Source organism: Leptolyngbya sp. FACHB-711, from assembly GCF_014695615.1.
Taxonomy (GTDB): domain Bacteria; phylum Cyanobacteriota; class Cyanobacteriia; order Elainellales; family Elainellaceae; genus Leptolyngbya_A.
The window spans coordinates 1-12,186 of record NZ_JACJOR010000137.1 but is presented as its reverse complement, the minus strand read 5'-3'; the positions used below and the strand labels follow the sequence as shown (position 1 = coordinate 12,186).

At 53.0% G+C, this 12,186-nt stretch carries 11 protein-coding genes; 7 read left to right on the top strand and 4 right to left on the bottom strand.

Features of this window, described 5'->3' with window-relative positions:
* Positions 1–102: 102 nt before the first annotated feature.
* Both H6F80_RS04630 and H6F80_RS04625 read right to left on the bottom strand, forming a co-directional pair.
* Positions 103–645 carry a hypothetical protein gene (locus tag H6F80_RS04630; protein ID WP_347277825.1) on the bottom strand — a complete coding sequence of 181 codons (543 nt, stop codon included), beginning with the start codon at positions 643–645 and terminating at the stop codon, positions 103–105.
* 120 nt (positions 646–765) lie between these two features.
* Positions 766–1,479 (bottom strand): hypothetical protein, encoded by a 714-nt coding sequence (locus tag H6F80_RS04625; protein ID WP_190790434.1) that lies wholly within the window; start codon positions 1,477–1,479, stop codon positions 766–768.
* A gap of 183 nt (positions 1,480–1,662) precedes the next feature.
* Between H6F80_RS04625 and H6F80_RS04620 the strand changes: the two genes are divergently transcribed.
* The 3 genes from H6F80_RS04620 (at position 1,663) to H6F80_RS04610 (ending at position 4,304) form a co-directional block, all read left to right on the top strand.
* The gene (locus tag H6F80_RS04620) at positions 1,663–2,280 is read left to right on the top strand and encodes a class I SAM-dependent methyltransferase (RefSeq protein ID WP_190790433.1); all 618 of its coding nucleotides are present in this window, start codon (positions 1,663–1,665) and stop codon (positions 2,278–2,280) included.
* A 205-nt stretch (positions 2,281–2,485) separates the two neighbouring features.
* The gene (locus tag H6F80_RS04615) at positions 2,486–3,592 is read left to right on the top strand and encodes a Gfo/Idh/MocA family protein (protein ID WP_190790432.1); all 1,107 of its coding nucleotides are present in this window, start codon (positions 2,486–2,488) and stop codon (positions 3,590–3,592) included.
* Between the two features lie 4 nt (positions 3,593–3,596).
* Positions 3,597–4,304, top strand: a complete 708-nt coding sequence (locus tag H6F80_RS04610) for an HAD family hydrolase (protein ID WP_190790431.1) — start codon at positions 3,597–3,599, stop codon at positions 4,302–4,304.
* 53 nt (positions 4,305–4,357) lie between these two features.
* Here the strand turns inward: H6F80_RS04610 and H6F80_RS04605 are convergent, their stop codons facing one another.
* Entirely contained in the window at positions 4,358–4,714 is a 357-nt protein-coding gene (locus H6F80_RS04605) for a signal peptidase I (RefSeq protein WP_190790430.1), read from the bottom strand.
* A 469-nt stretch (positions 4,715–5,183) separates the two neighbouring features.
* On the opposite strand from H6F80_RS04605, the gene H6F80_RS04600 reads away from it, so the two are divergent.
* From H6F80_RS04600 to galK, 4 genes are all read left to right on the top strand, one after another.
* On the top strand, positions 5,184–7,142 hold the full coding sequence (locus tag H6F80_RS04600; RefSeq protein ID WP_242067160.1) for a glycoside hydrolase family 2 protein: 1,959 nt from the start codon (positions 5,184–5,186) through the stop codon (positions 7,140–7,142).
* A gap of 285 nt (positions 7,143–7,427) precedes the next feature.
* Positions 7,428–8,543, top strand: coding sequence for a galactose-1-phosphate uridylyltransferase (galT, locus tag H6F80_RS04595; protein ID WP_242067159.1), 1,116 nt, complete (start codon positions 7,428–7,430; stop codon positions 8,541–8,543).
* Between the two features lie 199 nt (positions 8,544–8,742).
* Positions 8,743–9,873: a M24 family metallopeptidase gene (locus H6F80_RS04590; RefSeq protein ID WP_190790429.1), complete on the top strand. Its 1,131-nt coding sequence runs from the start codon at positions 8,743–8,745 to the stop codon at positions 9,871–9,873.
* Positions 9,874–9,912: 39 nt separating this feature from the next.
* Positions 9,913–10,995 (top strand): galactokinase, encoded by a 1,083-nt coding sequence (gene galK, locus H6F80_RS04585; RefSeq protein ID WP_190790428.1) that lies wholly within the window; start codon positions 9,913–9,915, stop codon positions 10,993–10,995.
* Positions 10,996–11,125: 130 nt separating this feature from the next.
* Here galK and H6F80_RS04580 read toward each other — a convergent pair whose 3' ends face one another.
* Positions 11,126–11,971, bottom strand: a complete 846-nt coding sequence (locus tag H6F80_RS04580) for a basic amino acid ABC transporter substrate-binding protein (protein ID WP_190790427.1) — start codon at positions 11,969–11,971, stop codon at positions 11,126–11,128.
* Between the last annotated feature and the right edge of the window lie 215 nt (positions 11,972–12,186).

The following is a 12,186-nucleotide window of genomic DNA, read 5'->3' as shown; positions in this document are numbered from 1 at the left end:
ACACGCTGGAGTTTTTCGGACTCTGCGATCGCTGTCAGTTGCCCCAGGCAGCCGGACAGGAATAAGCCAAGGTTCAAAAATCTAGAAGTTTCTAAAAAGTTTCTAAGCCCTTCTGCCAAACCGGTCTCGCAGCCTCACCCGACTGGCAATGTAAATTGGAATCTGGTAATGCTCTGCCAGCAGCCAGCTCACCATCAGTAAATGAATTCCAAACGTGCAGCCCAGCCACGCGCCCGGCAACCACTCCCAGCGACTTCCCGGCAGCGGCGGAAACACATAGGTAGAGAGCCAAACGATTCCGGTGGGCAGCGTCACCAGCACCATACCAATTAGCCAGACCACAAGCGTCAAACTTGGATCGTCGTGATAGGCAGTCTGCCAGTTGCGCCCTGTCCATTTCCAGGTCATCAGCTGGGAGCTATCGACTACCTGCACGGTTCGCATTGCCAGGTTTGCAGTGAAAATATGCCGACAGAAATTGCAGGCAAAGGCATCCATCAGGGGCAGCCCGGTAATTTGCCCGTGACGACAAATCGGACAAAGATAGCTCTCTTGATAGCTAAGGTTGTGAGGTTCTAGCAGGGGTGGATTTTTACGATCGGGCTGCATCATGGACGTTTCGGGGCACTTTCGCGGTAGAGGCACGATGAGACATGGGACAAAGTGTATCGCCAATCGGAGAAGAACTGTTCCCGCTCATGGTAGATTCGAGTGCCCTTTAGCGAATCGCCAGACTATAGATTAAGCAGATGCAATCCAGCAGGCTTAGAGCAGCCCCATCAGCGTACCCGAACCCACCGATCGCGTCACTTCTCTGCCATTTTGCTCCAGCACAACAATCGGCTCCATACCCATCTCGACCCGCTTGACTCGCACTTGTCCGTTTGCCAGAGAGTCACCCACTCGTACCGATCGACTGGTTCCCTCCTCTGGAACTTTCACAATAATATTGGTCTTGCCGCCAACCTCCAGCACGCCACTAATTTCGATCGCTTCTGCCAGTCCAGTTGGAGAAACAGGACGAGGCGCAGGTGGCACAAGCAAAGGACCAGGCATCGCAGGCTGGACGATCGGCAAAGGTGGGGCAATGGTCACAGGAGGTAAAGGAATCACCGTGGCAGGCGCATTGGCGGCTACCGTCGCAGGTGGAGCTGACTCTGCTGGGGTGGCTTTGGAAATCAGCGTCGGTGTTACAGGCAGCGCAGCAAAGGGATCAGAACGTCCGACTTCAATCTGCGGCAATCGCTGAATACCAGCCGTGGGCGGAATCAGTTCAGGGACAGGAATCGGCGCAAGCCCTTTTGCAGCAGCCTGAGCGTTTGCGGGAGCGTTTGGCGCAGTTTGAGACGTTGCGATCGGGGCTGTCCCTACTTCTGGGACGTTGGGCGATGGCAGCGTTGCGCTAGGGGTCTGACGATCGCAGGCAGTTGTTCCGCCGATTGCACTAATCAGCAGCAGCATGAACCAATGAATTTTCATACACTCACTCCTCAGTAAAACCTCACATTGCGTTCAACATTGCGTTCAATCGTTGTTCTTAACGATTGTGTTTTCAACGATTCTGTTCAAGCGCTCAATTCATGCCATGCCCGATACTCAATCATACTGAGCCTTACTGGAAATGAGATAGAAATTTTGATAGACAAGGAGAGATTAATCAGAATGGGATTTTATTCGCGCCGAATTTTGCCTTACCTGCTGGATTGGTCAATGTCCTCGACAGAGCTAGCCCAGTATCGACAATCGGTTTTAGCCGAAGTGACCGGAACCGTGCTAGAAATCGGGTTTGGCACAGGCTTAAATCTGTCCTACTACCCGGAAGCGATTCAGCAGCTTGTGGCGATCGATGCCAATCCGGGCGTTCATGCCCTGGCAGAAAAACGGATCGCAGCATCCTCAATCACTGTAGACCATCGGGTCTTAAACGGTGAACGACTGCCAATGGCGGATCAAACCTTTGATAGTGTGGTGAGCACCTGGACACTGTGCAGCATTGCCAATGTAGAACAGGCACTCGCGGAGATTCATCGAGTCCTGAAACCAGGCGGCAAGTTCTTTTTTGTGGAGCATGGTCTGAGCCGCGATGCCGCCGTGCAGGTCTGGCAAAATCGGCTGACCCCTCTGCAAAAGGTAATTGCTGATGGCTGTCATCTCAATCGCAATATTCGACAGCTGGTTGAGCAACGGTTTGGCGAAGTTCGCATCGAAGAATTTTACGGCGAGGGACTGCCAAAGCCCCTGGGGTATCTCTACAAAGGCAAGGCAACGCGATCGTCTTAACCACTGATCAAAATCGCGATTGGCTCAGGCGACAACACTGCCGCCCAAAAATTGTACGAGTCGCGAGGCTACGTCAAAGACACCGAGCAGCAATGCCGAAAAAGCACATCCGCAATCCAAACACCCCAGACCAGAAAATCGCTTCCCCCAATCCAGTAAAATCACTTTGAGCGATTTATTCTGAGGGGAATTCCGGGGCGGGCTTATGACAAAAGCATCGATCGGCGTAGCGGTCATTGGCACGGGGTTCGGGCAAAAAATTCATATTCCCGGACTGCAAATTTATCACCGAACCGACGTGAAAGCGGTCTATCATCGCGAGCGAGACAAAGCTCAGTCGATAGCCCAGACCTTTGAAATTCCCCAGGCTTGCGGCACGATCGATGAAGTCTTATCTCGATCAGACGTGCAGGCAGTCACGATCGCCACGCCGCCTTTTTTGCACTACGAAACGGCAAAGCAAGTCTTGCAGGCGGGAAAGCATCTGCTGCTAGAAAAGCCAACGACGTTGACCGTTCAAGAGGCGATCGAGCTGTATCATCTGGCGCGATCGAACCATTTGACCGTGACGATGGACTTTGAGTTTCGGTTTATTCCCGCCTGGCAGCGATTGGCAGAGCTTTTGGCAGAAGGCTATGTCGGCGAAAAGCGATTGATCAAAGTAGACTGGCTGGCATCGAGTCGGGCAGATGCGTCGCGTCCCTGGAACTGGTATGCCCAAAAGGAATTGGGCGGTGGTGCGCTGGGGTCGATCGGTTCTCATTTGTTTGATTACCTATTCTGGCTATTTCCGCCCGTGACGCGGCTTTGCGGCTGGTTGACCACTTCGATTCCGCAGCGTCCTGACCCCGTCAGCGGTAACCTTAAGCCCGTCGATGCGGATGACACCTGTTCGCTAATGCTGGAGCTGGCAGACGGAACTCCCTGTCAGGCAGTGCTGAGCGCAGTCACCCCCCAGGGACGGGGACATTTTGTGGAGATCTATGGCGATCGCGGCACCCTGATTTTGGGCAACGACAACCAGAAAGACTATATCCACGGCTTCAAGCTGTGGGGCAGTCAAAACGGTGCGCCCCTGACCGAACTGGAAATTCCCGATCGCCTCGCGTTTCCCACGACCTATCCTGATGGGCGACTGGCTCCGTTTTTGCGAGTGATCGATCGCTGGGTGCAGGGCATCGATCAGGGCGAATCGCTCACTCCCTCGCTTTACGAAGGCGTGTATGCCCAGCTTTTAATGGATTTAGCGCACCAGTCCAACGAAACCGGAACCTGGATCACGGTTCCCCGCCTGGAAAGCGTTTTAGGATAAGACAATGCTAAAAGCCGTTCTCTTTGACTTTAACGGAGTCATCATCAACGATGAGCCGCTGCACGATCGCCTGCTGGAACAAGTTCTGCTGGAAGAGAACCTGCGAATCAAGCCAGAAGAATATCGTGAAGTGTGCTTGGGACGAAGCGATCGAGTTTGCCTAAGCGATTTGCTGGCGCGGCGGGGTCGAGTTCCTGGCGATGACTATCTCGATAAACTGGTTGCCCGGAAATCAAGCCTGTATCAGCTTCAAATTCAATCGATGGAGAAGCTGCCCATTTATCCCGGCTTGAACGATCTGCTATTTCAAATTCGGGCTGCCAGGTTGCCTCTCGCCGTTGTCAGCGGTGCAGTGCGGGCAGAAATTGAGCAGGTGCTAAAGCAGGCAGACCTGGCACAGTATTTTTCCGTGATTGTTGCCGGAGACGAAATCAAAACCAGCAAGCCCGACCCAGAAGGTTATCTGCTCGCAGTCGATTGTCTCAATCAGCAGTTTTCCGAACTCCAACTTCAGCCGCAGAATTGTTTGGCGATCGAAGATACATTTGCCGGGATTGAAGCCGCCAAAAAAGCAGGAATGCAGGTTGTGGGCGTCGCCAATTCATACCCGTTTCATATGATGCAGCGATGCTCCAATTGGGCAGTAGATTATTTGAATGATTTGGAATTTGATCGAGTGAAGGAAGTGTTTGCGAAAAAGCAGGTGGGGTAGCGTATTAATCAACCTGATCAGCTTGATCACCCCTGATCACCCCTAATCACCACTTAGGGCGATGGCATAGAGGGAAAGCGAACTGTCAAAATAGTAGTATCTGCTTCAGCTTCCCACCAGTGTTCAACGCCAGGGAGCCACATCGCATAATCGCCCTGCTGCGCCAGAAGCACTGACCGTTCCGAAAACTCCAGCCGAAAGCGTCCACTGATCAGAATTGAAAGACTGGTGACTCGAGTGTCCTTTGTCCAGTCCTCTCGACGATCGCCCTGCCGATGCGTTCCCCACTTCAGTTCCACAGTGTTGGTCGATCGAGGGTCACTGGAGGGAGAGATAAAGTGTCCCATAAACCAGCCTTGGTAATCTTTTCCTTCTGCAATGGAATTTCCAATAATGACGCCTGAAGACATGATTTAATCCTCTAGAGGGATAGACTGCTGGTATATCGCCTGTACGGGTGATTTAAATTACAGGCGGAAGTGTTTTCAACAAACTAATATCTCTTCAACGCCTGATTTAAACCCGTTAGAAAGCCATTTCAGCGATACGTGTAGTTTTATTTGCTGAAGAAAATACTGTGTAAATTCATTTATGAAATCTCCCAGTATTTGAGGTTGTCATCTAACTTAAGAATGATTCAGTATGAAGAGGTTAAGGGCAGATTCGTTTTTGCTGAGAGTCTGTTTTTAGAAGCGGATTAATTGCAAGAAACTGTCGCGGTCTCTCTTCTTTTCGTTTCGTTAAAGAAATCACCCCCAGATCTTCTTTTTCTCCCAACGCACAGCAGATCTTTAGAGTTACTAGGATTCAAGTTTGATGCAATTACTGGGTAGAGATTTAGAGAATCAGCACCCCTCTGGTTCCGTTCCGATATCATCAATGTTCCGACAGCTTGAAACGGGGTATCCGCGTCCACAGCTCCAGCGCTCGAATTGGATTAACCTGAATGGTACCTGGCGATTCGCCTTTGATGATACCGGACAGTGGCACAAGCCCGAAGATGTGACCGAGTGGACGCACGCGATCGAGGTGCCTTTTGCGCCCGAAGCTCCGCAGAGCGGCATTGGCGATACGGGCTTTCATCCTAACTGCTGGTATGAGCGCGAGTTTGCTGTCGTCATTCAAGAACACTGCGATATTCCAGAGCAAGGGTCTGATCAGAATCATCAGCCTGCCTGCCTGACCCTTCGCCCCGGTGGTCGGGTGCTGCTGCACCTTGGTGCAGTAGACTATTACACCCGCGTCTGGGTGAACGGTCACTACATGGGCGAACACGAAGGCGGACACACTCCCTTTAGCTTTGACATCACTGCAGTTCTGAATCCGGGAGAGATTCAGCGCGTCACCGTTTGGGCACAAGATGATCCGCATGAGCTGGCAAAGCCTAGAGGCAAGCAGGACTGGCTGCTGGATGCACACAGCATTTGGTATCCCCGCACCAGCGGTATCTGGCAAACCGTCTGGCTAGAGAGCCTGCCGGAAACCTATGTCAAGCAGCTTCGCTGGACGCCTCACTTTGAACGCTGGGAGATTGGGTTTGAAGCATTCCTGGCAGGCACGATTCAGGAAAATCTTCAGCTCAAGGTGCGGCTGACCGTAGACAATCGCCTGCTGGTGAATGACATCTATGAGGTGATTAACAGCGAAGTGCATCGCCGCATTGCCCTGTCTGATCCGGGAATTGACGACTATCGCAACGCGCTGCTGTGGAGTCCTGAAAAGCCGACGCTGATCGATGCTCAGGTGCAGCTCTGGCATAACGGCGAAATGATCGATGAGGTCAAGTCCTACACGGCAATGCGAACAGTGGGCATTCAGCGCGATCGTTTCATGCTGAACGGGCATCCCTACTATCTGCGGCTCGTTCTGGATCAGGGCTACTGGACCGAAACACTAATGACCCCGCCCTCGGACGAAGCCTTGCGTCGTGATATTGAACTGACCAAGCGCATGGGCTTCAACGGCGTTCGAAAGCACCAGAAAATCGAGGACCCGCGTTTTCTCTACTGGGCAGACGTGATGGGACTGCTGGTGTGGGAAGAAATGCCGAGTGCTTATCGCTTTACCCAAAAGGCAGTCGAGCGAATCACCAAAGAATGGATCGAAGTGATTGAGCGCGACAGTAGCCATCCCTGTATTGTGGCGTGGGTTCCGATCAACGAATCCTGGGGCGTGCCGAACCTGACCGAAAACGCTGCTCATCGCTACTACGTGCAGGCACTCTACTACCTGACCAAAACCCTTGATCCGACTCGTCCGGTGATTGGCAACGACGGTTGGGAAAGTGCAACGACGGATATTCTGGCAATTCACGACTACGACAATCAGCCGCAGCGACTCGCCAACCGATATGGCTCGGATGTCAAACTGTCCGATTTGTTTCAAAATCAGCGTCCGGGTGGGCGAATCCTGACCCTCGACGGCTACCCGCATCAGGGACAGCCCATTATGCTGACTGAGTTTGGCGGCATTGCCTACACGCGCCCCGAAGAGTCTGCTCATACCTGGGGCTACGCCCGGTCGCAGGATGCCTCGGAACTGCAAGTGCAATACACTGCGCTACTTTCAGCGGTCAACCGCACCGAGATGTTTGCTGGATTCTGCTACACCCAGCTCACCGACACTTTCCAGGAAGCCAACGGTTTGCTGTACACCGATCGCACCCCTAAGTTTCCGCTAGAGGCGATCGCGGCGGCAACCCTGGCAAGAGAAGAACTCCCGGTTGCAGGGATGATTTCCTCTAATTCCGATGGATACGGCGGCACTCCTAGCTGGCAAGACCCGAATCAGGTTCAGCAAGCCCCGCACTGTAGCGGACATCCGGGGCAGCCCTGGTAGGAAATCATCTGGAATTTGGAATTCGCACTGATGGGTTGGGGGCGAAAGTCCCCTTCTTTGTGCTGTTGCCAGGAGACAGGAACCCTACCTATTTACCCAGTGCCAGCACCAGATCAATGCTTCAGATAAATGCTTCAAGACGATCGTTCAGCTTTCAAAATTGCGAATTCTGAATTCGTATTACGCTTGCCTCTTTAGATAGGGGCTTCGATTCCCTGCTGAACGTTATGCTCTGGCTATCTGCTCAACCAACAGACATATCTTCCGGGGTTGTAGACGCAGCGCATGGCTCCTCAAATGTATTCCCAAGAGTTCACGAAGCCCGACGGTCGCAGGTTGACCCTTTACAGTCGTCAGCCCATCGATGCAGGAATTCAAGCCCCCAGTCCGGGCAATGATCCGATTCAGGCAAATCCTCATCTGCGCTGGCATCCTTTGCGGGGTGAGTGGGTGGCGTATGCGAGCCATCGTCAAGGACGCACCTTTATGCCGCCGCCGGAATATAATCCGCTCGCGCCGACGATCGATCCCAGCGTGCCCACCGAGCTGCCCCAGGGACACTATGACGTGGCGGTATTTGAAAATCGCTTTCCGTCGATGGCTCCCTCGGCACATGATGCCCCCCCAGCGATCGTCGAAACGGGGCCTGCGAACGGGGCCTGCGAGGTCGTTGTGTTTACCCAAGACCCCAATACCTCGCTGAGTCAGTTACCGCTTGATCACCTTGATCTGCTGCTGCAAGTGTGGGGCGATCGAACTCGGGCCTTGGGCGATCAGGCTCAGATTCAGTATGTGCTGCCGTTTGAGAATAAGGGCGTGGAAGTTGGGGTAACGCTGCACCATCCCCACGGACAAATTTATGCGTATCCATTTGTGCCGCCTGTTCCAGCTCGCATGCTAGAGCAGCAGCAGCTTTACTACCAGAAGCATCAGCGTGGCTTGCTGCAAGATCTGATTCAAACCGAAATTGAAGATGCTCAGCGCATTCTTTATCAGGATCAAGCAGCCGTTGCGTTTGTCCCGGTGTGTGCCCGCTATCCCTACGAGGTCTGGGTTGCGCCAATTCAGCCCGTGGCAACCTTTATGGATCTGTCGCCCTCACAGCGATCGAGTCTGGCAAAAGCTCTCAAAACCGTAACGCTTAAGTTTGACGGGCTGTGGCAGCGTCCTTTCCCGTATCTAATGGCGTGGTTTCAGGCTCCGACCGATGGGCGATCGCACCCAGAAGCACACCTGCACGCTGAGTTTTATCCGCCCTACCGCACCCGCGACAGGCTTAAATATCTGGCAGGAACCGAACTCGCCGCCGGAATGTTTGCCAACGATGCCTTGCCCGAAGAGAAAGCCAAAGACCTGCAAGCCGTTGTAGTGACGCTGGAAGAACCGAGCCTCAGCGTATAGCAAGGGGTTTCCACTGGTAGATGCGTTCCGTGCAGGGTAATACGTGCTTTCAGGGATTGATGCATTGCCGCTCTGCCTAACCTATCCTGCGATCTCCAGTCGTTTCCTGCGACCTACAGTTATTTGATTGATTAGGCTATCTGATTGACCAAGCTCGTTTCAGAAATGCTTTTAGAAATTCTTATTTGAGGACAGTCTGATGGTGACAGCACTCCCCTCGGCGATCGATCAACATGCAGCAACGGCTTCAGAAATTGCTGATAAATTGGGTAAACTGCGGCAGGCTTTGCAGGAAAAGGGCGCGTCGGGCGTTCGCTTGCGGGGCACAGACTGGTTTGCCTGGGCGACAGCGGGAGGTTCCCATACCGTTTTACTGGCGGCAGAAGCGGGTGTTGCGGATGTGCTGATCACGCAAAATGGCGCGTACATTCTCACCAACGAAATTGAAGCGCAGCGACTCAAAGACGAGGAACTGTCTGGAAATATCTACCAGGTTGAGGCAAGTCCCTGGGCAGATGAGGAACCGCAAAAAGCCTTTATCCAGGAGGTGACTGGAGGCGGCAAAGTTATTAGCGATTGTCCCGCGTCGGGCGAGTTTCCCTTACCCCATTCCCTGATTCAGCAAAAGCGGATTTTATTGCCCGGTGAGATCGATCGCTATCGTCAAGTCGGACGACTCGCCAGCGAAGCGATGACCGAAGCAATGCAGCAGGCACAGCCCGACTGGACTGAGTATGAATTAGCAGGCGCAGGCGCAAAAGCAATGTGGGCAAGAGGACTTCACCCCACCCTGACGCTGGTTGCCGGAGAGCGACGCTTGCCGCTGTATCGCCATGCCGTTCCCACCGGAGAAGCGATCGGACACCGGGCAATGATGGTTTTTTGTGCGCGAGGCTTTGGGCTATACGCCAACCTCACCCGCTTTATTTCCTTCGGAAAACTATCTGAGGAAGAGCAAAACCGCCATCGCCAAGTGCGCGAAATTGAAGCTGTCGCCCTCGATCTGTCTAAGCCCGAGACCCCTCTGAATCAGGTTTACCAGACGCTCAAGCAAACCTACGAACAGCACGGCTATCCCGACGGTATTTTGAAACACCACCAGGGCGGCACCACAGGCTATCTCTCCCGCGAAGTTGTCGCCACCCCAACGACTACTGACCAACTCGCTGCCAATATGACGATCGCCTGGAACCCAAGCCTCCCTGCTGCCAAAGTCGAAGACACCTTCCTGATCCACCCTGATGGAACTCTGGAAAACCTCACCCTTGACCCTCGCTGGGTAAGCATCCCAGTCCACGATCGCTCCAGACCCCTTCCCTTAGAACTCTAACCCCCTTATCCCCTCACCCATCCCCTCATCCACCCCTCCATGTCCGATTTCAAATCCATTTTCTCTACCCCTCTTGAAGTCGAAGCGGCTGCCCCCGGACGAGTCAACCTGCTGGGAGAGCATACTGACTATAACGATGGCTTTGTCCTGCCGACGGCAATCCCGCAGCAGACGATCGTGCAGTTAGGATACAGCGCAGACCAGGCGTTTCATTTTTATTCTCATGAGCTGAAAGAGCAGGTTGATTGGCAGCCTTCAGGCACGACGCCTGCTGAATTTGCTCGCTATCTGGTGGGTTGTATTCGATCGCTCGAAGAAACCGGAATCTCCGTGCCGCCGCTCAATGTGTTTGTTGCCTCGGATGTGCCGATCGGCTCTGGACTTTCTAGCAGTGCGGCTTTGGAAGTAGCGATGCTGCGCGGACTGCGATCGCTCCTGAATCTGAAACTCAATGACGTGCAAATTGCCCAGCTCGGCCAGCAAGCCGAAATTCACTATGCCGGGGTGCAGTGCGGCATTATGGATCAAATGGCGTCTAGCCTTGCCGATCCGGTTCACATGCTGTTTCTGGATACGCGCAGCCTCGATCGCCAGATTCTCGATTTACCCGAAAACAGCGAAATCCTGGTAATCGATAGCGGCATTCCCCGAACGCTAGCAGGCAGCGGCTACAATCAGCGACGGGCAGAATGCGAAGCAGCGGCTAAACAGCTTGGTGTTAAAGCACTCCGCGATATTAGCGACCCCGCAACTGTAGAATCCTTACCAGAACCGCTGCGCCGTCGTGCCCGCCATGTGGTGACGGAAAACAATCGCGTTCTGGAAGCTAAACAGGGTGTTTCTGCCGATCGCTTTGGAGAACTGATGAATGCCTCTCACGCCAGTTTGCGGGATGACTACGAGGTGTCGGTTCCGGGACTGGATCAGCTTGTGGCAATCCTTCAGCAAACGCCAGGAGTTTTTGGTGCACGTCTGACTGGAGCCGGATTTGGCGGAGCCTGTGTTGCCCTGGTGCAGCCGGGACAGGCTGAGACGATCGCTCACCAAACCCTCGAAAAATACCAGCAGCAGGGATTTCAAGGAAAGATCCTGGTTCCTGAAAGCGATCGATCGATTCGGTAATGGAATGCAGGCGACTACGCAGATGTCTGTTCAACAGATAAGTTTAAGAGATTAAGTTCAACAGATAAACAGAGCTGTCTATCACCTTAGAGCACGGCTAGGACAGCTCTGGAAAAAGCTCGAGCCTCGCTTAGATAGGAGCAGCTTCGGGCAAGGTTGGCGGCTCGCTGCCGAACCACTTCTGGTAGATCTCGTTGTACTTACCGCTTGTAAGCAACGTGTTCAGTGCCGTATTTATCTTTTCTGCGTTAGGCGAGTTTTTGGGCAAAGCAATGCCGTAATACTCCTCAGTCAGCAGCGTACCTGCGACCTTGATACCGGGAATATTGCCGCTCTTGATCGCGTATAGGGTGACTGGCGCATCGTTGATCACTGCATCTACGTTTCCGTTTGCAAGTTCCTGAAGGGCAAGCGGAGCAGAGTCAAAGCTGCGAACCTGTGCGCCCTCAATCTTTTGTGCCTCCTGTGCGCCCGTTGTGCCGAGCTGAACTGCAATTTTCTTATTGCGAAGTGAATCAAGCGAAGTGACATCGCTGCTATCGTCTTGAACTGCGATCGCCAGCCCTGCCTTAAAGTAGGGACGCGAGAAAGAAATTGCCTGCGCCCGTTCTGCAGTAATGGTCATTGAGCTAATGGCAGCATCAATGGTTCCTGCTTGCAGTGCCGGAACTAGCCCGTCAAAAGGAAGGCTTTGAAACTCTACCTGAACGCCTGCTTCCTCGGCGACTGCATTCATCAGGTCGATCGAGAATCCTTCCAGGTTGCCATCGGTTCCCTGAGACTCAAATGGAGGAAAGGCTGGCTCCGTGCCAACGCGCAGGGTGGTTGCTGCTTCCCCTGTTCCGCCTGCTGGATTGCCCACCGTTGCCGTTGGTGATTCGCCGCCGCAAGCTGCAAAGGTCAGGGCACAAACCAAGCCTAAAATGCTCAGAGTAAGCTGTCGCAAAAAACGTGATCGCGTAATGCGTACTATCATCAAATTTTCTCCTAAACCCGAACTGATGAGAATGAAAAGAATTCAGGGAATTGAATGCCGGAACTATCGCTAAGTCAATTGTTTACCAAGCGATACATTCGATAAGAACAAAAGTGTATCGACTTTGTTGAAATTGGGCGACCAGCAATCGGGGGATTATTAAAAATATCAACCTTTTGGTAGAGCTTTAGTCTATCTTTGGTAATAGAAATTCG